Source organism: Pontibacter rugosus (assembly GCF_042678745.1).
GTDB lineage: Bacteria > Bacteroidota > Bacteroidia > Cytophagales > Hymenobacteraceae > Pontibacter > Pontibacter rugosus.
Genome location: NZ_JBHTLD010000040.1, coordinates 1 through 25982, shown reverse-complemented (window position 1 = coordinate 25982; position 25982 = coordinate 1). Strand labels below are relative to the sequence as shown.

Sequence of the window (25982 nt, the reverse complement as noted above, 5' to 3'; positions counted from 1 at the left end):
TCCCAGCGCTTCAACAAAAGTGGAATCTCAGCATGTAAGTACTTCAAGAAGCCTGCCAATTCTACAATATCCTTATTGAATTCTACCGTTTCTGGTGGTCTCATGGCAACTACTTCCTGTAAGGTGATAGAAAAGTCTGTAATACTGTCTATCTCATTTGCAAAAGAATCACGCCATCTGCGCAAGTTTAGTCTGAAGTAACGCCTTCTGTCTCCATTAAAGGTAATATAATCGATTCTATTCAGCTGCTGAAGCAGGTTTAATGCATTGCTGGTAGCACTCTTGCTTATGCCAAGCGTCTCACGTATTTCATCAAAACTTAGTTCAGGCCTGTCAGATACATAAAGCAGCCCCATTATGCGACCAGCAACAGGCTGAATACCGACTCTCTCGTGAAAGATGCCAATCCGCTCTATTAATGCATGTTGCTTTTCATTCAATTTCATAGTTCTTATTTTTCTCGTCTTGTAGTAAGAACACAACAAAGGTATTAAAAGGTTCTTTTGGTTCCTAATTTTGAGAACTAAAATTTTATTCCAGTGTGTCTCACTTTTTATAAAGTTAGTTTCAGATTGGGAAACACCTGTTAGCTGTTAGGTTAACTGCCTATGAAATTGTTTGTGTAGCTAAGCAAGGTGATATACTTATACTCCATGGTTGGCGCGAAAAGCATTCAACTGGGCTTAATAGGCTCTTTTCATGATCTTTAAAATCTATCTACTCCTGTTTGCGTAGGTTTTATACTGTGTGCGCTGCTTTGGGCATACTTCTTGACAAACTGTACTTGTGCAAAACCAAGTATAGCAGTTATTAACTTTAAAACGATATTTCTTTATGGCATCCGAATACAACAGATGGTATCATCCCTATGAGGTAAACGATAAATACAAAAAGCGTGTAGCTTATTTTAGTATGGAGTTTGGCATAGATCAGGCTCTTAAGATTTACTCTGGAGGCTTGGGATTTTTGGCAGGCTCCCATATGCGCAGTGCGTATGAGCTTCGTCAGAACATGGTGGGTATAGGTATGCTTTGGAAGTATGGCTATTATGATCAGGAGCGCAACGAGGATCTAACCATGAGGCCACATTTCCAGGAAAAGAACTACTCTTTTCTGGAGGATTCTGGAATCACTGTGCGTGTGCTGGTTGATCAGCATCCGGTGCTCGTAAAGGCAATGGTGTTGAAGCCTGAAACGTTCGGCACGGTTCCAATGTACTTTCTGACCACCGATATTCCCGAAAATGACCATCTGGCCCGTACCATTACGCACCACCTGTATGACCCGGAGCCACGTGCACGCATTGCTCAAAGTATAGTGTTAGGTATAGGCGGTGCTAAAGTGGTAGAGGCCCTTGGCGGGTCTGATATCTACCACATGAACGAAGGACATGCCTTACCATTGGCTTTCCGTTTGTTTGAAGTGTACGGAAAGCTAAGCGAGATTCGCAAGCGCCTTGTCTTCACAACCCATACTCCTGAAAAAGCCGGTAACGAAGAACATGACATTCACTTGCTTGATGACATGAGTTTCTTTAATGGAGCAACTTTAGAGGAGGTACGTGAGTTGACGGGCATGCATGGGCAGATGTTCAGCCATACGTTGGCAGCGTTGCGCCTTGCCAAAGTAGCCAATGGCGTGTCTCAGCTACATGGCGAGGTTTCCCGCGATATGTGGTATGAAAACGAGGGCGTCTGCGAAATCAAAGCAATCACCAATGCACAGAACTTTAACTTTTGGGCAGATATGGACCTGTGGCATGCGCAGGAACGCGACGACCATACTTCTATGATCAGGCGCAAGCAGGACCTGAAACGGGAACTCTTTAAAGAAGTGGCTAACCAGGCAGGCAAACTGTTTAAACCTGAAGTGCTGACGATAGTTTGGGCTCGTCGTTTTGCTGCTTATAAACGTGCTGACCTATTGGTGCGGGACATGAAGCGCTTTATGGAATTTATCTCCAATAAAGAGATGCCGGTACAGGTAATTTGGGCAGGTAAACCTTATCCGTTTGATTACGGTGCCATCAATGTTTTTAATAAGCTCGTTAATCTATCTAAGCAGCTGGATAATGTAGCCGTTTTAACCGGATACGAAATCGAATTGTCCAGGAAGCTGAAGCAGGGGTGTGACATTTGGCTTAATACGCCACGTCGCCCAAGAGAGGCCTCGGGTACAAGCGGTATGACAGCCTCGATGAACGCAGCTGTAAATGTATCGGTTCAGGACGGCTGGTTGCCAGAATATGCCCGAAATGGTGAGAACAGTTTTGTATTGCCTATTGTAGATACATCTATGTCTGATGAGCGGCAGGATGAGCAGGATTATAACAACCTGATGAACCTGCTGGAGAATGAGATTGTGCCTACTTATTACCACAACCGCGATCGCTGGATGCGCATTACCAAGCAGAGTATGCGTGACGTAGTACCTCATTTCGAGTCTAACCGCATGGCACATGAGTATTATGAGCAGCTGTTTAATTCATAGATACTAGATACTAGACGTTAGATTTTAGATATATTCGAAGTTCGTTTAGAAGCAGAAAGCCACTCAAGATTGAGTGGCTTTCTGCTTCTAGTAATTTAATAATCAACAGAAGTCTAAGATCTACTATCTAGCGTCTAATGTTTTTCCGGCACACGCTGCAATGTCTCCAGCAGGAAATCCCAGTACTTTTGTACGGAGCTGATTTGTACTTTCTCGTCCGGGGAGTGAGCGCCGCGAATATTCGGGCCGAAGGAAATCATTTCCATGCCAGGATAGTTGGCACCCAATATACCGCACTCTAAGCCGGCATGGCATGCATTCACATCTGGCTCCTCGTTAAATTTGCTGCGGTATAGGTCGCTCATTAGTTTAATAATAGCAGCGTCTGGTTTAGGAGCCCAACCAGGGTAGGAGCCATTCAATGTTACCTCAGCACCAGCCAGTTCCAATGCAGACTGTATGGCAGCAGCTAAATCATCTTTTTCAGAATCAACAGAACTGCGGGTAAGGCATAGCACTGTATACTTGCCGTCTCTCACCTCAACACGTGCTACGTTGTTTGAGGTTTGTACCAGGCCCTCAATTTCAGGACTCATGCGGTAGATGCCATTCGGAGTGGCATACATGACACGTATAAAAGTGCTTGTAAAAGCTTTCGCAGCTACCTGAGCTGGTGTATCAGTTGGCTCTGCTTGCACCAGCAGGTTAGGGTCTGTGGATTTATACTCTTCAGCAAGTATGGCTCTCTGCTCCGCAACATACTTCTCAAAGGCAGCCTGTTCAGCTGTGGCTATGGCAATTATAGCAGATGACTCGCGCGGAATAGCATTGCGCAGTCCGCCACCGTCTATAGTTCCTACACGCAGGTCAAACTGTCTGGCAGCACCACTTAGTAATCGGTTCATCAACTTATTGGCGTTGCCACGTCCACGGATAATGTCCATACCGGAGTGCCCGCCAGTAAGTCCTTTTACCGTTAGCTTGTAAGCAGCCATGCCGGCAGGTGTTTTCTCCTGTTCGTATGTGCCTGTTGCTGTTACGTCTACACCGCCAGCACAGCCTATTGTCAGTTCGCGGTCATCTTCCGTATCAAGGTTTAAGAGGATAGAGGCATCCAGTAAACCGCCTTTCAAACCTAAAGCTCCCGTCATGCCTGTTTCTTCATCTATCGTGAAAAGTGCTTCAATGGCCGGATGCGGAATATCTGTAGAGGCAAGTACAGCCATGATGGTAGCCACACCTATGCCGTTGTCAGCACCGAGCGTAGTGCCACGTGCTTTTACCCAATCCTCGTCCACAAACATATCAATGCCCTGTGTGTCGAAATCGAAGGTGGTATCGTTGTTTTTCTGGTGCACCATATCCAGGTGGCTTTGCATGGCAACCCTTTGGCGGTTTTCCATACCTGCGGTAGCTGGCTTTTTAATGATGACGTTGCCGGTCTCATCTTCGTAAGTTTCCAGTCCGAGCTTCTGGCCAAAGTTTTTGATAAACTGAATGACACGTTCCTCTTTTTTGGACGGACGTGGCACAGCATTCAGATCTGCGAAATTCTCCCAAAGTGCTTTGGGTTCTAAGCTTCTTACTTCAGAACTCATAGTTTCTTTTGTTTTTATGTTCCAGTTGTTAGCAGGCCAGGCTGCAGCCTTAAAGGTACAAAATTCATACTGGACTAAGAATTTTGATCTGCTTATTGGCTTTTGAAGAGAGTAGTGTCAAACAGTGTATCTGGCTGTTACAGAGTAAGTATACTTGAATATAAAGGAAGGACTTGCCTATTCAAAGCATCTCCATAAAACTGCCTTAGAGCAAATTAATCCCGCATCCTTAACTGTACATTCCCGCCCACAGGGTAACCCACACAAGTAAGTATAAGTCCTTTTTCCAGGTCCTTCTCCGTTAGTACTTCATTATAAGACATCCATACTTCACCGCTTGTGCAATGGGCGGTGCAGTTACCGCATTTGCCGGCTTCGCAGCTGTAGGGCATAGATATACCGGCTTTCTGGGCTGCCCGAAGTATGGTGTCCGGGTATTGAACTGTAATTTCGTACTGGTTGCCCTGCCGGTTCAAAACTACCTGACGAGGTGCCGTATCGGGTGGGCGCTGTGCTGTGGCAACTTTCGTGGTGTTAAAGTTTTCTCGCCTGATGTTTTGTGGCGGCACATGGGCCTGCCGCAGGGCATAAAAGCACATACGCATATAATTAAAGGGGCCACATACAAAGCATAAAATCTGATCCGGCGAAGTTACAGCATATTGCTGTAGCAGCTCCAGTAGAAAATCTTTGTATAGTCTTGCCCGCAGTAGGTCAGGAGAGTTGCTGTATATAAACTCAACCTGAAAAGTAGAAGGGAAAGAGGCTGCGAGTTCTTCTAACTCAGCTTTAAAAATGGCATGTTCCGGTGTGCGGTTGCTGTAAATGAGCGTTACTTTTATACTTGGGTGTGTGTGCAACACTGTTTTCAGCAAGGCGTAAATCGGGGTTATGCCGCTTCCGGCTGCCAGTAAAAAGAGCTGTTTATACTTGTCCAGGTCCTTTGGCAACACGAACAGGCCGGCAGCTCCGGCAGCATAAATCTTGTCTCCTACCTTTGCCTGGTCTACCAGCTTTCGGGAGAAGAAGCCGTTTGAGATACGCTTCACACCTATACTTAAGGGTTCGCCTAAGGCTGGGGAGGAGGTGATGGAATAGGATCTTCTAACTTCCTGTACATCGTCTGTATGTACCAGCGTCAGGTATTGTCCTGCTTCATAAGCGATGGGTTGGTCTGGCTCAAGTATAAAATTCTTGAAATCGGGAGCCTCTTCTTTTATTTTTTTTATGGTGAGGGCGTAGTGATTTTCAGGGTTTGTTAGTTGCTGTGTCATAGTATGGTTTCATACGAAAGCCTGTCCTGAATGGTACAGGAGGCGCCTCTCTTTGTGCTGCCGGGACATAAGGCGAGTAGGCCGAAGTTAGTAAAATCACGCACTTGTGGTTAACTTGAGCCTTCCAAAAAGCGTTTTTCATGAAGTCTATACCTCTAAAATCAAGTATACTTTTCGCATTATTAGCCGTAAGTGCCTGCCAGACACAGAAGCCTGCAGCCACTGCAAAAAAGGCTACAGCTACACCCATCTGGCAATCCGAAGCCTATACCATTTACCCTGACAGTGTGGTGCAGGGAGCGCATGTGGCGCGGGTAATTTCCAGAACAGAGCTTACCTCTAACTACCAGAGTCCTGCCAACCAGTTTCAGAGCCCGGGCATTACCTTTAAGTTTGCCATCAACGGCCGCGACAATGAAATGAAGTCCGGAGTGGATCACTACTTTAACTGTATTGGCGGCAACTGCCAAACGCCTGTTATTACCTTTGGGCAGCAGTTTAAAGATACTGCTGAAGTGCCTGCGGATACATACCTCAGCCAAAATGCAGCAATGACTGTGCGCCTGGACATGCGACCCGTGTTGCAGGCATTTGAGAAGCAGGGCTTTTATACTTCACCAACCGGCGACAAAATTTTTAAAGAGGATTTCAAAGGCGTTTACATTGCCGGTAACACAGACCCGCTGAGCTGGGACTTTGATAACCTGGGCGGCAATAAGAGCCTGGAACTTACGGACCCTGACGGAGACGGAGTGTATGAAATCACCCTGAACCTGAATGCCAGCCGCGAAGAGAAGCTAACGGCCCAGCAATGGAAAATGAGCCGCGACGTTGCTGCTTTTCCGCAATACAACTCTGATTATCCTATTGCAGATGCCATGTATAATTTGGCGCTGGAAGAGATGATAAATGCCGTGGAACCAGATAGCACCCTCAGAACTGGAAAAGAGTGGGCCGGCGTCTGGACGCGCGACATCAGCTACAGCATTATACTTAGTATGGCGCAATTACAGCCGCAGGTATCTAAGTATAGCCTGATGCGCAAAGTAAAAGACGGCCGTATTGTGCAGGATACAGGTACAGGCGGAGCTTATCCGGTGTCAACAGACCGTATGATATGGGCGGTGGCTGCCTGGGAAGTATACAAAGCAACGGGAGATGAGCAATGGCTAAGCGACACTTATCAGATCATCAAAAAGTCGCTGGAAGAGGATTACAAAAATGCACATAACCTTGAAACAGGACTAGTGCGTGGTGAGTCTTCGTTTCTGGATTGGCGTGAGCAAACGTACCCGCGCTGGATGCAACCGGCTGATATCTACGCATCTGAAAACCTGGGCACCAACGCCGTGCATTACCAAGCTAATAGAGTAGCCGCACAAATGGCAGAACTGCTGAATGATAAAAGCGCTGCAACTAAGTTTAAGGAGGTGGCTGCGCGTATCAAGCAAAGTATAAATGAGCACCTGTGGCAGCAGGAGAAAGGCTACTATGGCCAATACCTGTACGGCAGAAACTACAAGATACTTTCTCCAAGAGCTGAGGCTTTAGGAGAGGCCTTAACAGTAATTTTTGGTGTGGCTGATGAGGAGCGCAGTAAAGCAATTGCAGCCAACACACCGGTTACTGATTTTGGCACTCCAAATATTTACCCGCAGATTCCGGGTATACCACCCTATCATAACAATGGCATCTGGCCATTCGTGCAATCCTACTGGAGCCTGGCTGTGGCTAAAGCCGGAAACGAAAAGGCGCTGATGGAGAGCATCAGTGCTATCTACAGGCCAGAAGCCCTGTTCCTGACGAATAAGGAGAATTTTGTGGCCGCAAACGGTGATTATGCAGGTACCCAGGTAAACTCGAGCAATATGCTGTGGAGTTTGTCTGGTAGCCTGAGTATGGTTTATAAAGTGCTGTTTGGAATGGACTTTCAGGTGGATAAGCTGTTGTTGAATCCGCTTGTGCCAAAGGCATTTGCCGGAAACCATAAGCTTACCAACTATACATACAGAAAAGCGGTGCTGAACATAGAAATGAGCGGCCATGGCAATCAGATCAATTCAATCACAATGGATGGCAAACCGATGGAAAAACCAGAGATTCCGGCTGGTCTAACCGGTACCCATTCGATCAACATTGAACTTGCGAACAATGAGGTGGGGGGAGAGGTAAACCATACCATAGATTATACTTCACCGGAAACGCCAAAGGTAGCTTATACTTCTGGAGAGTTGACTTGGCCTGCCGTAGAGGGTGCCGTAGCTTACCAGGTAACGAAAAACGGAGCGCCCCTGGAGAAAACACAAAGCACCAGCTTTGCCGTTAACGCAGGTGCCTATGCCGAGTATATGGTGTTGGCGCTGGATAAAGAAGGAGTAAGCTCCTTTGGCAGCGAACCTGTGGTGGTAGTGGCCGACAAGTATAAATCGGTGTACGAGCTGGAAAAATCTGCTCCTAAAGCTAACCTGCCTTACCGCGACTATTCCGGCAATGGGTTTGTGGAAATCAGCAAGAAGAAAAATACAAGTATAAAAATAGAAGTAACAGTGCCGGAGGATGGAAGCTATGCCCTCGACTTCCGCTACGCTAATGGCAATGGTCCGATTAATACCGAGAACAAAGCAGCTATCCGTACATTAAAAGCAGATGGCAAGTTTGCGGGTACGATTGTGCTGCCGCAGCGTGGCACTGATGAGTGGAGTAACTGGGGCTATACGAATGCCGTGGAAGTTCCGCTAAAGAAAGGCCGCCATACCATCAGCCTCTCATTTGAGCCGCACAACGAGAACATGAACGGCGAAATCAATCAAGCCATGGTAGATTTAATGCGGGTGGTGAAGCTGAAGTAGACGACTAGCACATGTAATAGAAAAGGTCCGGAAACCAAGCCGGACCTTTTTCTTTATTTATGTTTGAATATCGGGAATGCCACACTTAAGTTAAGGCGTAAGCCACTCCAGCTCGGCTCCAGCTTCTCGCTTCCGTACTTGTTTCTGACTAAGTACTGGTCACTATCGCCGGGTACGTGAAATGCGCCGCTGGCATTCAGCATATAACCCAGGCTTAGCGTAGTTGGCATGTCAAAAAGAGGGTACTGCAACCCAACGAATGGCTTAAATCCGAAACCAAGAGAATTAAATTTTTCTGTGCTTGAGGCCGATTGACTATAGATGCGCGAGTAGCTCTCTAGTTTTAATTTGCTAAAGAAAAGGCTTGCTTCTATACCTCTGATAAATTTTACTTCACTCTCCTTGATAGGATTAAGCGTGTAAATAAACGCACCCAAAGAAGTATAACGAAGCTTGGTGTCCACCTGCACTTCTCCAGAGTAATCTTTATAGGCTACACGACCTCCCGTAGAACCGCGTTCCAGAAAGAGACCAACCCGGTCGTCTTCATTTAAGCTTTTAGCCACGTTAAAGCCATATTGGAAATAAGGACCATAGTTATCTACTGCCTTGGCATTTACCTCCAGTTCTTCAATAACCATCTCCTGAAACTCCTTCATCGATTTCATGCTGAAGGTGCCAACTCCCAGCCGCGGCTCCAGGTATATCTTTGACTGTGCCAGCAATGGGCCTGCAAGCAGCATAAGCCCAGCAAGCAGTGTTGATTTTAAATAGCGCATAACTAAAGGCTAATGTAGCGGTCTTGTGAATAGATGCGGTTTTTGTAGAGGAATGCGGTGCCAGAAGGAGCCATTTTCAGTTTCCGTTTCAGTTGGCCGGTACCAATGTTGTAAACGTAGAGCATGCCGTTGGCAAAGCCGTACAGGTAGCCAGATTCTGCATCTATCTCATAAGAGGTAAGTGCTGCTTCTGTGGTCACCGATCTCTCCACAGCGCCTGAGGCAATAGCGTAAAAGGTAATGCTGTTGCTTCGTTTTACAGCATACCACGGTTTGATTGGGTGGAAAGCCAGCGCAGCTTTGTCTTGCTCTGACATGGAAAGGGCTTGCCAGCTACCATCGGCTTGCGCTGTCAGTACAGTAGTTCCCACTTTCAATGCATTTCCATCCGGGCTGATCTTAGCTTCCGGAGGGTAGCTGGTTAAAGTAGCATCAGCAACCACTTTTTTCAGCGCCATGTCCACTACATGTACTTTGCTGGTATAATTCCAGGTGTTGATGGTAGTAACGAGAAGCCTGCTATTGTCACTAACGGCACTTAAGCTCAAGCCACTGTAGGAGGAGGTACCGAGTAGTTCCCATATACTAAAGGTTTCTACTGTTTGCAAAGTGGCAGGGTCCAATTTGTGGATCACCCCATTCAGAAGCGAATAAAGCTGGCGGCCATTTTTAGAGAGCACAGTTTTAGTTATACCTGGAGATATACCTTGCAAATTCCTGATATCTCGTTCATGCGTTACCTTAAGCGTACTTGCATCAATTATCTTCAGGTAATCATAACTAAAGGAATAGATAAGATTTGTCAGAGGACTTGGTACCAGCGTGCCTGCATAAGGCCCCCAAGCGGTACCGTAGCCCGGAACAGTAGTTTTGGTATAAGCCTGATTATTACTCCAGTTTTTGGGCTGTATGTTAGGGTAGGTATAAAGTTTTAATTCTAAATTGCTCCCAAAGCCTGGATCTTGAAAAGAGGCTACTGTATCGGTTACGGTGATGCTTTCTGAATGCATGCCATTGGTGTATGACAGTTCATAGTGCTTCACATTGTTATATAAAGGCGAAGCATTAAAGGAGAGGATGAGGTTATTATCTTTGTCAAACGTACTCTGGGCAATACTGGGCAATGGCAGATGATATGCATAAGCAGGACCATAGGTCCTATTGTACGAGTATGCATCAGGATACGTGATAACATCATATGTTACAGGACCGCCTACATACGTGCTGTCTATCCAGGACGTATGTGCAGGGTTTGTGAAAGTGGCAAGCAGCTCCCGATTGTAGCCGTTTTTGCTGCGGTACAACTCAAACTTGTTCAGGACTTTGCGTTTGTAGGGTTGCCACTCAATTTTGAGTCTGCCGTCTTCTGGTGTTATACTTGAAATGGCTATCGGGCTTGCTGGAGTGTTATCAATATAAACTACCCACGTGCGATACACCTCTGCAGCTTCCAGTTTGTACTTGTCAGCCAGACTGCCTGTGCCTGATGTTGTTAGTACAGCAAGCTGTAGCGTATAATAACCGTCTGGAAATTGGGTTGAAACAAACCATAAATCATCCGGTAGACCTTCGGCTTCCTCTAGTACCCACTTATCGAATCTGATTTGGTAGCCAAATGTTTTGTGGCCTAGCATGGACACTTCAAACTTTAAGAGAGTGCCTCCCCTAACCAGCACAGTATCTTGTTGTGCATTCAGGGAAATAGCAGCCACTATTTGTGGTTCAGGATCAATCTCTTCGAAATGCTTACCAGAGGGGCTGTAATCGCAGGAAAAGAGCAGGCATACCAATGCCATCAAAAAAGGAAGTATAAGTTGTTTCATAGGCGGTGCAACAAGAATGCGTACTTTGCAAAATGCAAATATAGATATTCTTTGATTCTATACTTGTTGGCAATTGACAGAAAATAAAATTTAAACAAAAAAGCCGCTCAGCAAATCTGCTGAGCGGCTTTTTTTATACTATAACTTAGGCTATACTACCAAAGTCTGATTCTATCCTCAGGCTTCACGTACAGCTTGTCGCCTGGCTTCACATCGAAAGCCTGGTACCAGGCATCCATGTTAACCGGCGCACCAATGGTACGGAACTGGCCCGGAGAGTGCGGATCTGTTACAATCTGCTGTGCAGCTGCTTCCGGAAGAATGTTAGTTCTCCATACTTGTGCCCAAGCCAGGAAGAAACGCTGATCTGGCGTAAAGCCGTTGATCTTCTCGTTAGACTTGCCCTGCTCTGTCATCTTAAAGGCTTCGTAAGCAGCAGCCAAGCCACCTAAGTCACCAATGTTCTCACCAAGCGTCAGCTTACCGTTCACATGGATCGTATCCAACACAGTATAGTTATCATACTGCTTGGCAAGGGCGTTAGCTTTCTCCTCAAATCTGGCGCGGTCTTCTTCAGTCCACCAGTTTCTAAGTGTGCCGTCTTTGTCGTACTGGCTACCAGAGTCATCGAAGCCGTGAGAAATCTCGTGGCCAATCACAGCACCAATACCACCGTAGTTTACTGCATCATCCGCTTTCGGATCGAAGAACGGGAACTGCAGGATACCAGCCGGGAACACGATCTCGTTCATTACCGGGCTATAGTAAGCGTTAACGGTTGGTGCCGTCATGCCCCACTTGGTTCTGTCAACTGGCTTACCAAGTTGGTCAATCATCTCATTATAACCCCACTGGCCGGCGTTGCGCACGTTCTGGAAGAAGGTCTTACGGTTGATCGCCAAACCATCATATGGCTTCCACTTATCAGGGTAACCAACTTTTGGCGTAAAGGCATGCAGTTTGGCAAGTGCTTTCTCTTTCGTGGTAGCGCTCATCCAATCCAGGTTATTGATGCGGATTTCGTAAGCCTTCACCAGGTTGCTGATCAACTCTTCCATTCTGGCTTTCGCCTCTGGCTTGAAGTGTTTCTTCACGTAAAGCTGGCCCAGCAAATCACCGATAGTGCCGTCAGTTAAAGACGACATACGCTGCCAACGTGGCGTTTGTACTTTCTGTCCTGATAAAGCCTGTGAATAGGCAAAGTTAGCATCTACAAAAGCAGAGCTCAGGTATGGCGCTGAGGACTTCAGGATGTTCCACTGCAAGTAGGTCTGCCAGTCAGCAACCGAAGTGTTTTTCAGCATGCCGTCCAGTTCTTTGAAGAAAGCAGGGTTGTTTACCAGTATCGTATCCTGACCTGTCACCTTCATGTTAGCCATCAGCGACTTCCAATCAATGTTTGGAGTGGTCTTGCTGAAATCAGCAACAGAGAATTTGTTATATGTTTTATATGGGTCACGCATCTCCACGCGAGCCATTTGCGCTTCTGCCATCTTCTTCTCCAGGTTAAAGATAGTTTCGGCGTTTTGCTGTGCTTTTGCCTTCGGCACGCCTGTCAGCGTGAACAAAGTCGTGATGTAGTTTTTAAGTCCTTCCTGTATTTTCTGGCTGCGTGGGTCGTTTTTCAGGTAGTAATCACGGTCAGGCAGAGTAGTACCGCCCTGGCTCAGCTGCGGAACCATGTTGTTTACGTCCTTACGATCCTGGCCTACATAAAAGCCGAACATAGGGGAGGCAGCACCAGTAGTTCTCAGGTAAGCTACTTCGTTTAAAACACCTTTTGTATCTTTTACCGAACCAGCTCTTTTCAGGTCTTTTTTGATCGGCGTATAACCAAGCTTTTCTATAGTGGCACTGTCCATAGCAGCGGCATAGAAATCACCTACGCGCTTCTCTACAGATCCTGTTGAAGCAGTTTTGTTGGCAGCAGCTTCATTAAGAATTTCTTTTACTGCATTGATGTTGAAATCACGCAGCAGGTTAAAGCTTCCCCAACGGGTTTCTTTAGCCGGTACAGGGTTGTTTTTAATCCAGGTTCCGCTGGCATACTGATAGAAGTCGTCTCCCGGCTTCACAGACAAGTCCATGTTAGCGCGGTCAATAAATTCTTTCTGGCCTTGCGCCTGTGCAACTGTATCAAAGGAATAAACAGTAGCGGCACCAAACAGGAGCAGGCGCAGGTAGTTTTTGCCTTTTGCCAGGCGATTGGTTTTTGATTGAGTCATAAGGTGTTTTAGATAGTTTGGCTGTTAGACTTGCTGATTTAATAAAGGTTTAATGTAGAAACAGCAGCTAAATGTAATACTTTGTGATGAAATTTCGGTAGCATAACATCAAAATTGATGCAAATGGTGCCCTCTTAGGTGTAGCTTTTAATTTTTAGGCTGGGCATTATCCACGTCCTTTATAAAATTTACCAATCCATTGAAGTATCTCTTCTGATCGTCATACATGGCCATGTGGCTGCCCTCCGGGCAGTATAAGTAAGTACCGTTCTGTACCTGCCCAGCCATCCACTCCATGTGCTTCGGGTCCATGGTGTCGTGCTCTCCGCCTATTGTTAAGGTCGGTATCTTGATTTTAGGCAAATCTCCTGATCTGTCCCAGTTCTTGAGGGATGCGTTGCCCCTGATGCCAAACTCGCTCGGCCCCTGCATCTGCACATACACTGTCTGGTTCATGTGGTTAAACATCCTGTTTACCGGGTCCGGCCATTGTTCTACCGGCATGCGCAAGGCGTGTTTTGTGTAGAAGTTCGGCAACAGCAGCTCCATATAGCGCGGGTTAGAGAAATCCCCCTTGGCTTCAATCTGCTTCACTTCGGCTAAAACCTCCGGTGGCATTTGCGGCCCTAACACTTCCTCCGCATACGCATTATAGGCTGGCACACTCGACATCATGTTAGAGATGATCATGCCCTTCATTTTGTCCTGGTGCTGCAGCGCGTACTCCATCGCTAAAATGCCTCCCCAGGAGTGGCCCAGCAGGTAAAAATTATTCTCATCCAGACCTAGCGCCTGCCTTACCTGCTCCACTTCCTCCACAAAGCGTTGGGTGTTCCAAAGGCTGGTGTCGTTAGGTTGGTCGCTGTAGTGGGAGCCAAGCTGGTCGTAGTAATAGTATTCGATGCCTTCTTTGGGCAAGTAGCTGTCAAAGCATTCAAAGGCTTCATGGGTTCCACCGGGCCCACCGTGCAACAGCAGCACTTTCATACGTGGGTTATTGCCTACGCGCTTCGTCCATACTTTATAATCGCCTTTTGGGGTGCTGATGGTAATCATGCGGGCGCCACCGCTGAACTCATCTTCTCTGCCGGAGCTATCGAGGTAAGCGGCAGTAGCTTGTGTGGGTCTGTCTGTTATGTTTTCCTGCTGACTGGTGCAGGCCTGGGTGAGCAGCAGAGCTGTACATAAGCTGTAGTAATAGCGGTTATTCATAGGTGAAAAGGTTAAGGTGAGCGTCTGTAGGTGCTTATAATAAAGCAATATAAATATAAAACCTCTTGTTTGAAATATGCATCGCTATACCTGCAGGCAAATAGCTCCTGGTTGTTTTGTTGCGATGTCCACAGATTTTATACTTTAATTTTTACTCCTGATATAGTACTTTCATTATATGAATTGAAAAATATAGTACTTTACAGACATGTTGGACAAGTTGAGTGAATTGTGAAAGGGCATTATGTAAAACACAAGTTTGCCCTGTGCCTTGCCGCTGGCGCATGGTTATGCATGGTGCTGTTTGTTTGGCTGCTGCCAGTTGGCTTTAGCGGCTACTTACAGGCTGATGCTGATACTTTGTTCTGGTATAGTGTTTCAGAGTCAGGAGGGGTGTATGGCACTACTGCTTTAGCACTTATACTTTGTGCAACTGCAGCCTATCAGCAGGCAAGTATGTGGCATAAGGTAAAGGCTTTCTCCGTTGGTTTTGGCTTTCTGATCTTAACACTAGGCGGTGTTGCAGCTCTGAACGAGTATGTGATTAAACCTATCACACAGGTGCCGAGGCCCAGCCATACTTTTCTGTTGGCACGAGAAGGAGATAAAAGCCTGTTGCCTGAGTTCTATATCAAAACCGTACCTGAGCGACAAGTATACCTGCAGCAACACATCTCTCAGAATGCCACAAAGTATGCCGAGGTAGCGCCGGAGGTGCTGGCGCACTGGGTGCAGGAGTCGGGTTATTCTTTCCCTTCGGGGCACTCGCAGAATGCTTTTATGCTGGGTACCATGCTGGCACTTTGGCTGGGGCTACAGTTACCGGGGCGCAGGCTTTGGCTGCTGAGTATTCCATTGGTATGGGCCGTTTTGGTATGCCTGTCGCGGGTGGCGTTGGGTGTGCATTCGGAATGGGATGTGTCCCTGGGAGCTGCACTTGGACTTTTGCTGGCCTATCTGCTTTCTCTTACTGGTGTGCTGCACCGCATTTTCAAAATCACTAAACCTGAAATTTCTTCCTGATGAAAATATTATACGGAGTACCCGGCGAAGGTATGGGGCACGCCACCCGCAGTAAAGTTATTATCAGTTACTTACTTGAGCAGGGGCACGAGGTGCAGGCAGTATCAAGTGCCAGGGCTTTTGATTTCCTGAATAAGGCGTTCCCGGGGCGGGTGCATGAGATAAAAGGCTTCCATCTGGCTTACAAAAATGCGGCAGTATCAAAATTAGGCACAGCCATACTTACCATCAAAACCGCACCCGATAACCTGAAGCGCAATTTCGACCGTTATCAAAAGTTACTTGGTTCTTTTCAGCCGGAGGCAGTGATTTCGGATTTTGAGTCGTTCAGCTACTTTTTTGCCAAATACCATCGTCTTCCTGTAATCAGCATCGATAACATGCAGGTCATGAGCCGGTGTACACTTGATATTGTCGTGCCAAAACAGGAGAAGGCTAACCTGAGCATTGCCCGAAATATTGTAAAATCAAAAGTACCCCGATCAGACCATTACCTGATTTCCTCTTTCTTTGATGCCCCTGTTTGCAAAGAGCGTACGACCGTGGTGCCACCCATCATCCGAAAAGAAATACAGGAGGCAACACCAAGTATAAAAGAGCATATTTTGGTGTACCAGACCAGCACCAGCCAGAAAAACCTGATCGAGACGCTGCAGCAACTGCCGCAGGAACAGTTTTTCGTCTATGGTTTTAACAAAGAAGAGCAGCATGGCAATGTGCAGCTGAAGGCTTTCAGTGAGGCTGGTTTCATACAGGACCTTGCCAGTGCCAAAGCAGTAATGGCAAACGGAGGTTTTTCGCTTTTGAGTGAGGCGGTATACTTGCGTAAGCCTATTTGTTCTGTACCGATTGTAAACCAGTTTGAGCAGTTTTTGAATGCGGCCTACGTCGAGAAGCTAGGCTATGGCAGACATTTTCCTGGCTTTGAGGCTGATGGGCTAAAAGCCTTTATCTACGATTTGCCGCGTTTCCGTGAGAACCTGGCACAGTATAGCCAAGACGGGAACAGTAAGTTATTTGCTACCCTGGAGGAGCAGCTAAAAACTGTAACTACGCGAACGATAGTATAAGTTTAAACTCGTGTAGCAGGCACAGAAGCCTTTTTTAACGCTGCGCCTGCTATAGTTACACTATTTATTTTCCATGAAAACATACATTCCTAAGCCATACTTGAACAGATAATCTGTTTAAGTCAACGGTATTTGTTTAATCACTATGCCCTAACCTCTTGCATATTATAGGTCTTGAAAGGTTAAGTTGTGAGAGAAGTTATTTTGATAGGCTGTGTGTGAAAAATACGTAGTTCCTCAGCTAACACGTAATCTGCCCTATCCTATTAACCGTCTGCGGAGCAGAACGTAATACCCTTAAATCAATTAATAAGCGGCTGACAGTTTCTTTTCTTGCAAAAGCCGCTATTCCGCTCCTAAACATATGGGAGCCTGAGACTGGCAAGGCATTCTATTTTTATTTGGTGAACATCTTGCCAGTAGTAGTTTTCTGTTAAAGTATAACTGATTAGCGAAGTATGGCGAAAAGAAAAGTATCTGACCGACACGAGTATCATAAAGAAGCTCCGGTTCCAAAAGGCTGCATCCTGGCTATCGGAGGCAAAGAGAGCAAAGGTGATGGTGACCTAAAGGATATACAGGAGCGCAACAAAACCTTTGAAAGTGAGGAGATTCTGAAATTCTTTGTAGATAAGCTGCCAGGAGATAACCCGGTGGTGGTGCTTGTCCCGACAGCCTCTGCCGTGCCTGACGAAATGATCAAAATGTACCAGGATGCATTTGCAAAGCTGGGCCACAAGCACCTGGAAGTGCTGGACATACGCACACGCCTTGAGGCTTTGAATCCTGCACATCTGGAAGTTGTGGAGAGAGCCAACGGTATTTTCTTTACCGGTGGTGATCAGCTTCGGATTACATCTATACTTGGTGGTACAGCCGTACTGGAGCTGATGAAAGAGCGCTACACGTATGATGATATCCTGATTGCCGGCACCAGTGCGGGTGCAACAGCGCTATCTACTCCTATGATCTATGAGGTGAAAACCAAAGGAGGTTTCCTGAAGGGCGACGTACGTATCACTACAGGGCTTGAGTTCATAAAAAATGTAGCCATTGATACACACTTTATTGAGCGCGGCCGCATTGTACGAATGGCTCAGGCTATCACAACCAACCCTGGCTGCATAGGAATTGGCCTGGAGGAGGACACCGCCATATATGTAACGGAAGGCCGTGAGCTGGAGGTGCTTGGCAGTGGCTTATTAACGATAGTAGATGGCATGCGGCTTACGAGTACTAATATCTCCGAAATAGGCTCTGGTGAGCCTTTCTCAGTTCGCGACCTAAAGGTGCATCTGTTAGCCGGAGGAGAGCGTTATACAATCAAAACATACGACCAACTGCACCTTTAAACCTATTGCCGAGGCATTTGAAAAACCGAAGCTATCTATTGTTTCTATACTTCAGGGGCTGTACTGGCTGGCAACAGGCATATGGCCCTTTTTGCATCTGCCAAGTTTTCTATGGGTAACAGGCCCTAAACAGGATATCTGGCTGTTATACACCGTAAGTGTATTGATAACTGTGATAGGAGGGATACTATTAACAGCAGGTATCCGCAAAAACGTAACGCAGGAAATCAAATGGTTGGGTATAGCCAGTGCAGCCGGTTTAACAGGTATTAATCTTTATTATTCCATACATGATGTAATCTGGGATATATACTTGCTGGATGCAGCAGGAGAGTTGGTGATCATAGGCCTCTGGCTTTGGAGCGGAAGCAAAGGGCTCAGGAGTGTCTGAACTTTTTGCATTCAATCGCCTTTTCTCAAAAGTTTCCCTTTTCTGCTCTGGCTATAGTTTCCAGCCTCCTTCACCACTTTCCCGTTCACGAGCACATATCTGAAACCAGCAGCCAGTTGGCGCGGCTCCTCATACGTAGCCATTTCCTTTATCTCAGATGGGTTGAACAGCAACAGGTCTGCTTTGTAGCCTTGCTTTATCAGGCCACGCTTTTGCAAGCCAATGGTTTTGGCTGGTAATCCGCTCATCTTCCAGACAGCCTCTTCCAGCGGCAGCAGCTTTTTATCTGTTACATAGGTTTGAATTATTTTGGCAAAGGTGCCATAGCTTCTGGGATGGTGCATGCTAGGACTCCCATCGGTGCATACCATCACGTGAGAATCAGAAAGGAGTGCTTCCTGTAGTTCATCGTTCATTACAAAATAAGCACCGCTTGCACCGTAGGGGCCTATGTCGTCCATCAATACCTGCTGGAAAGGCTTGTTCTTTTCCTGCGCAATTTGAGCCAGCGTTTTGCCTTTGTAGGGGCCGGAGCCAATTAAGGTGGCTTCCGGTCCGTTGCGCTTGGTTATTTTGTCGTGCAGAAATTTATCCAGCTCTGCTCGGCGGGTTTTTAGCACCTGCTGGTAATTATTTGGCTCCTGGGCCCACTCAGGAAACAAGATAGATATGCTGGTGTAACTGGCGCTGTAAGGATAAATGTCTGCCGTTACTTTGATGCCCTTTGCTCGGGCGCTGTCCAGCAATTGCAGAATCCGGGCTGCACGTTCTTTGCCTTTGCCATACACCACTTTTATATGCGATACATGCACCGGGCTATACTTGCCCTGCTCCAGCAGTTCGCGTATTGAGCCCTCTACAAAAGCATCGTCTTCGTTACGCATGTGGCTCATCACTAACCCTTTGTTAGCGCCCACCACTTTAGCAAGTCGGTTTAGCTCGCTGCTGCCGGCGTACAGCCCCGGCGTATACTCCAAACCCGTGGTAAGGCCATAACAGCCTGCTTGCATGGCCTGGGTCAGCAGCTTTTCCATGTTGGCAAGGTTCGCTTCGGAAGGCACCGTATCATATCCTGCGCCAGACAGCAAACGAAGCGTATTATGCCCCACAAACTGCGCTACATTTACCGCTGGCTGTACCTGGTTTACGGAGTCAATCCATACTTGCAGGTTCTTATGGTTGGGGCTAAAGCCATCCTGGCCCAGGCAAATAGTAGTGACACCCATTGCCAGGAAATTTTTAAATTCAGGTGTCTTCAGCGGATCTCCATGTGCGTGTGTGTCGATAAAACCCGGCGTCAGCATCAGCCCTGCGGCATTGATCTCTTTGGCGGTTGAATGTATGATCGAGGTGTCCTTTTCTATCAAAGCGATAGAATCTCCGGCCAGATATACATTTGCTTGATAACCTGCAGCACCGGTTCCGTCCACTATGGTAGCGCTTTTGATGAGAATATCATAGGTGATTTCCTGCTGCTGTTGCCGGCAAGCGACAAACGAGGCGGTCAGGGAGAACAGCACAAGTAGTTTACATGTGAAAGGGTGAATCTTCTTCATCCTTAAATATAAATCATAATCAGCAGAAACAATAACCGCAGCAGGTAGAAGAATTAGTGGATATTAAACCTAACTTGTAGCTATACTTGCGCTACCATGAAGCACCCACTTCACACTGCTATACTTACTTGCCTGATCAGTTTTGGCAGCTATGTGGTTTCCTTTGCGCAGACAGCTGTAACGCCGTCTCCGTCTAAAGAGCCCTGGTCGTTTGGTGTAAATGGCTACTACGGAGCCTTGTTTAGGTACAAGAGCGGCACAGAGGCTCTTAATTTTACTCATCCTGTTGGGGTAGAGCTGTATGCTAACCGGCACACGCTTGGTAAACGGCAGTGGGAGCGAACGTATAGGTATCCGCAGATTGGCTTTGCATTCTCCTACTATAACTATGGAATGCCCGAGGAGTTAGGTCAAGCCTTGTCTCTCACCACTTATCTTGATAATAGCATATTAAATTTCAGGAACAGTAGCCTTCGCTTTAACCTTGGCACCGGCCTTGTTTACTCCACCCGCCACTATACGCCTATTGAGAATGAAGATAATAAAGCGGTTGGCAGTGCCTTTACCTTCGCATTGCGCGGGACGCTTCGTTATGAGTTTCCTTTAAGCGAGAAAGTATACATGAACCTAAACCTGGCTTTCAGGCACTTTTCAAACGGTGCCCTGAATAAACCAAACAACGGCATGAATTTTCCGATGATAGGTATGGGCTTGCGTTATCAACCAAAAGAAACGCTGCAAGTAGCGATAGATGATTCAGAAAGGTTAGGTTTTGATAAACGTGTGCGTTTTAATCTACGTGCTGCGGCCGGCAAAAAAGAAGTGCTCTACATCGATCAAAAACATCCGGTATACAGTCTGTCGCTGTATGCCAGTAAGCAGGTCTCCCATACCAGTACAATCCTGGTGGGCGCAGATGGCTTTTACAATTCGTCTTTGCCGCAGGAGTTCATTAAGAAAGGTGTGCCGGTTCCAGAAGGTAACATAGACCCACGCATGGCAGGTATAACCATAGGGCATGAGCTGCATATAAGTGATCTGTCCTTTGTTTTTCAGATGGGCAGGTATGTATATGAACCTAATAAACTGTACCCGCAGCACTACCAGCGTTACGGGCTAAAGTATAACCTGACAGAGCACGTATCTGCTAACGTGGCGTTGCTGGCACACGCCAAAACTGCTCAGGTTATTGAGTGGGGCATTGGGCTGCACTTGTAGAAAAAACGGCTGTCTTGCTGTTATACTAATCGCGGTCAACGCTGAATAAAGATTCTTGAACCTCTAAAGGTGCAGTATAAATTGCTTTGCTGGCCTCCAACAGAGGTGAGCCTCACTTTGCAATAAAATTGTTTACATTTGTACTTAATTACCCCAATAGAACAGCAATGCTTCTCCACACACTATGCCTCAGACAACTCCTATAACATCAGATTTTTTAGCCAATAACGTAAAGCTGGCAATTTTTGTCTTGGACCTGGAGAGTAAGCAGCTTGTCTTCACCAACGCAACCTTTGGGAAGCTGTTTAACCTGCGCACTGGCAGTAAAATAGAGGCTGATGCTTTAGTTGAACTGGTGCATGTAGAAGATAGGCAGCATGTTGTGGATACCTATCATAAATTACTAGCCGAAAAAAAAGGGAGGGATGTGGAGTTTAGGATGCAGGTACCGGGGCAGGAGGTGCGCTGGCTGTGCCTTTTCGCAAGTATAGCAGCAGACTCATCTGGTAAAAACCTTCTTGTGTGTTCCTTGGATGATGTATCTGCTAACAGGCAATACAATGATTACCTGAATAAGTATGCTGCTAAGAAAAATTCTGTGCTTCATGTGTTGGCACATGATTTAGCCGGACCTTTGGGCATGATCAATAGCCTGGCAGAACTGCTGGCGGAGGAAACCGAATCTCTGGCTAACCAAGAGATTGATAACCTGATTAAGCTTATCACCAAAACAAGTGTCAACAGTGTCAACTTAATAAGAAACCTGATCAACCATGAGTTCTTAGAAACAACCGGAGTGGACTTGATTAAGCGGCGGGTAAACATGGTTGAAAAGTTTAAAGAGGTGATGTCGCAGTATCAGGATACTGAGAAAGAACTTCAACTAACATTCCAGCTTGTTACATCAAGCACCAGGATATTTGCTGATCTGGATGATGTTAAGTTTATGCAGGCTATTAACAATCTTATTTCTAATGCTCTCAAGTTTACTCCCAAAGGAGGTACAGTAACCGTAAGCATCGACGAAAAAGAAGATAGTATACGAATGAAGGTAGAGGACAACGGTATAGGTATTCCGGCAAAATACCATCATACCTTATTTGATAAATTTACAGATGCACGACGGCCGGGGCTTAATGGAGAGCCAACCACTGGCTTGGGAATGTCCATCATTAAAACAATTGTAGAGTGGCACCAGGGGGAGATATGGTTCGAAAGCGAAGTGGGAAGAGGAACCACTTTCTTCATCGAAATACCAAAGTATTAGCTAATACCTTCAATCCTGTACGAATTTGCTACGCTCAGTATATATGCTCGGCTCTGAATTCTATCCGTTATAGGTAGAGATCTTTTTACTGATCATTTCTAAATCATAATTTTTAATTTGGTGCAGCATAAAGCAGAGCAGCAAGCCTGCCAGCATCTGAAGAGCATCAGTTAAATATAGCTTTTCTGAACGAGACAAGGCAACAGTATGTACCAGTGATTTGATGCTACTGCAATTATTTACACCGAAAGCCAGCTGAAACGCTACAGGTTCTCAATTAGGTATCGAAGTTTATCTGCATCTGTTACAGCGTTGCCAAGTATGGTGTTATTAAAGAAAACCCATACTTGCTTACCATCTTCCAACCAGTCTTTTACCATAAACGCATAGCGCTCCAGTTTCTCGTCAGAATAGGCGGAGGAGTATAACTTCTCATCGCCGTGCAGCCGCAGGTATGCCGTGTTAGTTGTGGTAGTTTCTGTGCCTGCAAACCGTTTGCCCGCACTTGCTATTACCAGCGTAATAGTATACTCCCGCAGCAATTCCAATGATTCTTCGCTGAACCAGGATACATGCCGTGCTTCCAGGGCAAAAGTCTGCGTCGGGTACTTTTCCCGCAGCGTTCTGTAAAATGTTTCTGCCACAAGCCTGTCGTACCTAAAGCTGGCTGCAATCTGCACCAGCACCGGCCCTAACCGCTCACCCATTAGCAGGTAGCGCGACATAAACTTATTAAGCGGTTCTTCTATGTCAGCAAACTTTCGTTTGTGCGTGATTTCCTGGTTTAATTTGGGTGCAAATTTGAAATGCTCTGGCGTGCTGGCAAGCCATTTCTCAATAGTCTTAGCCATCGTGAAATGGTAAAAGCTGCTGTTTATTTCAGTGGCGTTGAAGCGTGTGGCATAAAAAGGAAGATACTCAGCCGATTTAAGCTCGGGTGGGTAAAGGACTTCTTTCCAGCGGTAGCTCCAGCCAGAGGTGCCAATGTATAAGTTAGGAGTGTCTGCCATGTTTTTGAGTTGCTGTAGCAGCCTTTACGGGCAGTGGGGCAGGAGAGGTTTAAAATTATATCTGATCTCACTGGCGTAAGAAACCGCTTGTGCCTTGCACAGCAAATTAAAATGGAGCTACAGCCATTGGCTACGCTTCCTGTCATTCTAATAAGCTAAAGGAAAGTATCTATAGGTAGGGCGTATAGCTGGATAAATAACTTTAGCAATTGTCAACTCAACAATAGGAGAGGTCTTGACAGAATTCCAGATAGATTTCTCGCCCTGCTCGAAATGGCACTTGTGGGTTGACATATGCAAAAGTTCAGCTGCCCACACGTCAGCACTACCATCGCTTGCGCCAGGAAATGGTGTTAGTTTTAGGATTTACTGGCTCGGCTCTTTCTGGTTCTTTTTTCCAGCTGCTTTATCTTTGCCTCAAACTGCAGCGCTACTTCAGCTATAAAATCCTGCGGGTTCTCATACGTAGTGAGTACCTTGTAAAGCTCCGATGACATTGTATCCTGTAGGTTCTGCCGCAGCGCTTCTTTTTTCTTCTGTAAATAAGCCATCATCGCCGCTGGGTTTACGGCAGTGGCAGGTGCGTAAGCCACATGCGACATGGCATTGCCGCTGATAATATGTTCGTAAAAGCCTTTCAACTCATCCAGGTCACCGCTCTCATACATGTCGTTCAACTGTACGGTTAAGGCAGTTGCCCGCTGGCTTTTGTCGGCATCTTCATTCACAAACTTATCGGGGTGCACATGCCGTATGGCTTCTTTGTAAAGCCTTTTTAGCTCCTGCTGATCTGTTGCATCGGATTTGCTTCTTTCAGGAGTGGCTGGATTTGCTTTAGTTATTCCCTGTTGCTCTTTGTAGTTCTTGCCCTTTTTTTTCTGCTCCAGCCGCTTTGCTTTTTTGGCTTTCTTTTGCTGCCTATACAGGTCTGCAAGCTCGTGCATGCGGTTAATCTGCAAGTATAGCTTGCTTCTGATTTGGGCAATAAAAACATTCACCTGCTGCTCAGCCTGGTTTAAGTCAGCCTCTAAAATGGCAATTTCTTTCTCCAGTTGGATTAACTTTTTATCTGGCTGTGGCTCAAATTTTTGCAGCGACATGTTGTGTTGTTGTGTAACAGGGTAAAGAGCATGCACAGAATAGCCAGACCTATTGGCCAAAGCTTAATCGTAAGCGTTCTGCGTCAAGATCTAACATTCTGATGTATAGAAAATTACTTACTGCTGATACGGATAAAGCCTCTGTCATATACTCTTTTGCCGGTAAGCTCATTTAGCTCATACCAGATATCCAGTACGTATTGCGGAGTAGTATACGTGGTGGCAAACTCTTCTTTACCGTTCAACACCTTGTAGTCTGTAATCATTTCGTAGCCGTCGTTCAGAGCTTTGTAATACGCTTCATCATCATCGTCAAACTCGTCAAGGTAATTGTTGTATACCTGGTGATATTTGTCTGTTACTGCTTCGTATAAGCGCTGCAGCTCCGACGGGTAAAATTCCATGTATCCGTCTTCATCTTTCGTCCATTTGCCTTCCATTTCCATACTTGCAAAAGTAAGCTTTGTAGCATTGATCCGCTGTATAATGATGAAATAATACTGATTTACGCTGCATCTGCAAAAATAAAGATTCAGGTGCCACCTGTTTTTGTGTGCGGTTCTCCTGTAAAGCTATAGGTATGGTTATAGCTTATTCATTGGCAATTGAAAGTTAAGTAAGAAAACAATTCTGCTTTTTCAGCTGTAGTCATACATAAGAATCAATATTGATAGACGATAACTGATAATTAAAAGCTATGGCAAAACAAATGAAAGCTGCGGTGTATGATGCCTTCGGAAGTGCAGATAAACTGGAAATAAGAGAAATAGAAGTTCCTGAGTTGAAGGAAGGAGAGGTGCTGGTGAAGATAAAGGCAGCCGCTGTAAACCCAGTGGACAGTGCTGTGCGCGAAGGATATCTGAAAGATTTTCTGCCAGTAGAGTTTCCTGCCATACCTGGTTGGGATGTGGCTGGTGTGGTAGAAGAAAGGGGCTTTAGCTCCAGACGGTTTCAGAAGGGGGATGACGTGTATGCCTACGCTCGCAGACCTCTGGTAAAATATGGCACCTATGCCGAATATATTGTGCTACCGGAAAGCTACCTGGCCTCTAAGCCTACCAGCCTCTCCTTTGAAGAAGCAGCTGGTATTCCGCTGGTAGGGCTAACAGCCTATCAGTCGTTGTTTGACGCCGGCAATTTACAAAAAGGGCAGACGGTGCTTATACTTGGTGCTTCCGGAGGTGTGGGCACTATGGCTATACAACTGGCAAAGGAGCAGGGTGCGACTGTTGTGGGGGTGGCCAGTGAGCAAAACCACCAGTACATGAAGGAGCTAGGTGCTGATCATACCATTAAATACAAAGACACACACATTGGGGATGCCGTGAAAGAGATATTCCCTGATGGAGTGGATCTGATCTTCGATTGCGCCAGCGGTGAAACCCTACAGCAAAGCCTGGTTGCTCTTAAGCCAAATGGAAAGCTCGTGTCGATCCTAAACCAAGGCCAGGATCTAGATAAAGGTATAGACTTTACTTATGTGTTTGTAGAACCCAACAGCAGTCAACTAGATCGCCTGAGAGAACTGGCAGATGCCGGTAAGCTGAAGGTGCTTGTAAGCCAAACCTATACCTTACAAGAGGCAGCAGAAGCCATGAAGCAGATTGAAACCAAGCATACGACCGGTAAAATTGTGATTATACCTTAAAGGCTGTTTTGATTTAGTTGAGTAAAAAAGCAGGTGTCGGTTGTTGGGTAATAAAAGTTTGCAGACTTATGACTTACCCAAGCGATTTAACCGACAC

The 25982-nt window shown here is 46.2% G+C and carries 20 protein-coding genes; 9 read left to right on the top strand and 11 right to left on the bottom strand.

Annotated features, from left to right (window positions below):
• The coding region (locus tag ACFQ2O_RS06600) for a GbsR/MarR family transcriptional regulator (RefSeq protein ID WP_377524334.1) at positions 1-446 on the bottom strand (446 nt) is incomplete at its 3' end.
• A gap of 388 nt (positions 447-834) precedes the next feature.
• On the opposite strand from ACFQ2O_RS06600, the gene glgP reads away from it, so the two are divergent.
• Positions 835-2490, top strand: coding sequence for an alpha-glucan family phosphorylase (gene glgP / locus ACFQ2O_RS06595; RefSeq protein WP_377524330.1), 1656 nt, complete (start codon positions 835-837; stop codon positions 2488-2490).
• A gap of 134 nt (positions 2491-2624) precedes the next feature.
• Here glgP and ACFQ2O_RS06590 read toward each other — a convergent pair whose 3' ends face one another.
• Together ACFQ2O_RS06590 and ACFQ2O_RS06585 are read right to left on the bottom strand one after the other, a co-directional pair.
• Positions 2625-4088 (bottom strand): aminoacyl-histidine dipeptidase, encoded by a 1464-nt coding sequence (locus ACFQ2O_RS06590; RefSeq protein WP_377524327.1) that lies wholly within the window; start codon positions 4086-4088, stop codon positions 2625-2627.
• Between the two features lie 215 nt (positions 4089-4303).
• Positions 4304-5362 (bottom strand): 2Fe-2S iron-sulfur cluster-binding protein, encoded by a 1059-nt coding sequence (locus ACFQ2O_RS06585; RefSeq protein ID WP_377524324.1) that lies wholly within the window; start codon positions 5360-5362, stop codon positions 4304-4306.
• 140 nt (positions 5363-5502) lie between these two features.
• Here ACFQ2O_RS06585 and ACFQ2O_RS06580 point away from each other — a divergent pair, with 140 nt between their 5' ends.
• Positions 5503-8211, top strand: a complete 2709-nt coding sequence (locus ACFQ2O_RS06580; RefSeq protein ID WP_377524321.1) for an alpha-L-rhamnosidase-related protein — start codon at positions 5503-5505, stop codon at positions 8209-8211.
• A 53-nt stretch (positions 8212-8264) separates the two neighbouring features.
• Here the strand turns inward: ACFQ2O_RS06580 and ACFQ2O_RS06575 are convergent, their stop codons facing one another.
• From ACFQ2O_RS06575 to ACFQ2O_RS06560, 4 genes are all read right to left on the bottom strand, one after another.
• Positions 8265-8990, bottom strand: coding sequence for a hypothetical protein (locus ACFQ2O_RS06575; protein ID WP_377524318.1), 726 nt, complete (start codon positions 8988-8990; stop codon positions 8265-8267).
• Positions 8991-8992: 2 nt separating this feature from the next.
• Positions 8993-10813: a YncE family protein gene (locus ACFQ2O_RS06570; RefSeq protein WP_377524315.1), complete on the bottom strand. Its 1821-nt coding sequence runs from the start codon at positions 10811-10813 to the stop codon at positions 8993-8995.
• A 155-nt stretch (positions 10814-10968) separates the two neighbouring features.
• The gene (locus ACFQ2O_RS06565) at positions 10969-12900 is read right to left on the bottom strand and encodes a M13 family metallopeptidase (RefSeq protein ID WP_377524339.1); all 1932 of its coding nucleotides are present in this window, start codon (positions 12898-12900) and stop codon (positions 10969-10971) included.
• Positions 12901-13185: 285 nt separating this feature from the next.
• Positions 13186-14250, bottom strand: a complete 1065-nt coding sequence (locus ACFQ2O_RS06560) for a proline iminopeptidase-family hydrolase (protein ID WP_377524312.1) — start codon at positions 14248-14250, stop codon at positions 13186-13188.
• A gap of 231 nt (positions 14251-14481) precedes the next feature.
• On the opposite strand from ACFQ2O_RS06560, the gene ACFQ2O_RS06555 reads away from it, so the two are divergent.
• From ACFQ2O_RS06555 to ACFQ2O_RS06540, 4 genes are all read left to right on the top strand, one after another.
• Positions 14482-15273, top strand: coding sequence for a phosphatase PAP2 family protein (locus tag ACFQ2O_RS06555; protein ID WP_377524309.1), 792 nt, complete (start codon positions 14482-14484; stop codon positions 15271-15273).
• Positions 15273-16343: an MJ1255/VC2487 family glycosyltransferase gene (locus tag ACFQ2O_RS06550; RefSeq protein WP_377524305.1), complete on the top strand. Its 1071-nt coding sequence runs from the start codon at positions 15273-15275 to the stop codon at positions 16341-16343. The genes ACFQ2O_RS06555 and ACFQ2O_RS06550 overlap by 1 nt, the downstream gene beginning before the upstream one ends.
• Before the next feature lie 458 nt (positions 16344-16801).
• Positions 16802-17695 carry a cyanophycinase gene (locus tag ACFQ2O_RS06545; protein ID WP_377524302.1) on the top strand — a complete coding sequence of 298 codons (894 nt, stop codon included), beginning with the start codon at positions 16802-16804 and terminating at the stop codon, positions 17693-17695.
• A gap of 172 nt (positions 17696-17867) precedes the next feature.
• Positions 17868-18086, top strand: coding sequence for a hypothetical protein (locus tag ACFQ2O_RS06540; protein WP_377524298.1), 219 nt, complete (start codon positions 17868-17870; stop codon positions 18084-18086).
• 11 nt (positions 18087-18097) lie between these two features.
• On the opposite strand, the gene ACFQ2O_RS06535 is transcribed toward ACFQ2O_RS06540, so the two are convergent.
• The gene (locus ACFQ2O_RS06535; RefSeq protein WP_377524295.1) at positions 18098-19642 is read right to left on the bottom strand and encodes an N-acyl-D-amino-acid deacylase family protein; all 1545 of its coding nucleotides are present in this window, start codon (positions 19640-19642) and stop codon (positions 18098-18100) included.
• Positions 19643-19738: 96 nt separating this feature from the next.
• Here ACFQ2O_RS06535 and ACFQ2O_RS06530 point away from each other — a divergent pair, with 96 nt between their 5' ends.
• Together ACFQ2O_RS06530 and ACFQ2O_RS06525 are read left to right on the top strand one after the other, a co-directional pair.
• A complete protein-coding gene (locus tag ACFQ2O_RS06530) occupies positions 19739-20860 on the top strand; it encodes an acyloxyacyl hydrolase (protein ID WP_377524289.1) in 1122 nt (373 codons plus the stop codon).
• A gap of 184 nt (positions 20861-21044) precedes the next feature.
• Complete coding sequence (locus tag ACFQ2O_RS06525) at positions 21045-22127, top strand: PAS domain-containing sensor histidine kinase (protein WP_377524287.1); 1083 nt, start codon at positions 21045-21047, stop codon at positions 22125-22127.
• A 263-nt stretch (positions 22128-22390) separates the two neighbouring features.
• On the opposite strand, the gene ACFQ2O_RS06520 is transcribed toward ACFQ2O_RS06525, so the two are convergent.
• The 3 genes from ACFQ2O_RS06520 to ACFQ2O_RS06510 all read right to left on the bottom strand — a co-directional run bounded on the left by ACFQ2O_RS06520 (position 22391) and on the right by ACFQ2O_RS06510 (position 24683).
• Positions 22391-23137, bottom strand: coding sequence for a DUF72 domain-containing protein (locus ACFQ2O_RS06520; protein WP_377524284.1), 747 nt, complete (start codon positions 23135-23137; stop codon positions 22391-22393).
• Between the two features lie 359 nt (positions 23138-23496).
• On the bottom strand, positions 23497-24297 hold the full coding sequence (locus ACFQ2O_RS06515; RefSeq protein WP_377524279.1) for a DnaJ family molecular chaperone: 801 nt from the start codon (positions 24295-24297) through the stop codon (positions 23497-23499).
• A 53-nt stretch (positions 24298-24350) separates the two neighbouring features.
• Entirely contained in the window at positions 24351-24683 is a 333-nt protein-coding gene (locus ACFQ2O_RS06510; protein ID WP_377524274.1) for a hypothetical protein, read from the bottom strand.
• Between the two features lie 251 nt (positions 24684-24934).
• Here ACFQ2O_RS06510 and ACFQ2O_RS06505 point away from each other — a divergent pair, with 251 nt between their 5' ends.
• Entirely contained in the window at positions 24935-25885 is a 951-nt protein-coding gene (locus tag ACFQ2O_RS06505; RefSeq protein WP_377524270.1) for an NADP-dependent oxidoreductase, read from the top strand.
• Positions 25886-25982 lie beyond the last annotated feature (97 nt).

Excerpts from the sequence above, each read along its gene's own strand:
- glgP (WP_377524330.1), top strand. The coding sequence starts at position 835 with ATGGCATCCGAATACAACAGATGGTATCATCCCTATGAGGTAAACGAT.
- ACFQ2O_RS06590 (WP_377524327.1), bottom strand. The coding sequence starts at position 4,088 with ATGAGTTCTGAAGTAAGAAGCTTAGAACCCAAAGCACTTTGGGAGAAT.
- ACFQ2O_RS06585 (WP_377524324.1), bottom strand. The coding sequence starts at position 5,362 with ATGACACAGCAACTAACAAACCCTGAAAATCACTACGCCCTCACCATA.
- ACFQ2O_RS06580 (WP_377524321.1), top strand. The coding sequence starts at position 5,503 with ATGAAGTCTATACCTCTAAAATCAAGTATACTTTTCGCATTATTAGCC.
- ACFQ2O_RS06575 (WP_377524318.1), bottom strand. The coding sequence starts at position 8,990 with ATGCGCTATTTAAAATCAACACTGCTTGCTGGGCTTATGCTGCTTGCA.
- ACFQ2O_RS06570 (WP_377524315.1), bottom strand. The coding sequence starts at position 10,813 with ATGAAACAACTTATACTTCCTTTTTTGATGGCATTGGTATGCCTGCTC.
- ACFQ2O_RS06565 (WP_377524339.1), bottom strand. The coding sequence starts at position 12,900 with ATGGACTTGTCTGTGAAGCCGGGAGACGACTTCTATCAGTATGCCAGC.
- ACFQ2O_RS06560 (WP_377524312.1), bottom strand. The coding sequence starts at position 14,250 with ATGAATAACCGCTATTACTACAGCTTATGTACAGCTCTGCTGCTCACC.
- ACFQ2O_RS06550 (WP_377524305.1), top strand. The coding sequence starts at position 15,273 with ATGAAAATATTATACGGAGTACCCGGCGAAGGTATGGGGCACGCCACC.
- ACFQ2O_RS06545 (WP_377524302.1), top strand. The coding sequence starts at position 16,802 with ATGGCGAAAAGAAAAGTATCTGACCGACACGAGTATCATAAAGAAGCT.
- ACFQ2O_RS06535 (WP_377524295.1), bottom strand. The coding sequence starts at position 19,642 with ATGAAGAAGATTCACCCTTTCACATGTAAACTACTTGTGCTGTTCTCC.
- ACFQ2O_RS06530 (WP_377524289.1), top strand. The coding sequence starts at position 19,739 with ATGAAGCACCCACTTCACACTGCTATACTTACTTGCCTGATCAGTTTT.
- ACFQ2O_RS06525 (WP_377524287.1), top strand. The coding sequence starts at position 21,045 with ATGCCTCAGACAACTCCTATAACATCAGATTTTTTAGCCAATAACGTA.
- ACFQ2O_RS06520 (WP_377524284.1), bottom strand. The coding sequence starts at position 23,137 with ATGGCAGACACTCCTAACTTATACATTGGCACCTCTGGCTGGAGCTAC.
- ACFQ2O_RS06510 (WP_377524274.1), bottom strand. The coding sequence starts at position 24,683 with ATGGAAATGGAAGGCAAATGGACGAAAGATGAAGACGGATACATGGAA.
- ACFQ2O_RS06505 (WP_377524270.1), top strand. The coding sequence starts at position 24,935 with ATGGCAAAACAAATGAAAGCTGCGGTGTATGATGCCTTCGGAAGTGCA.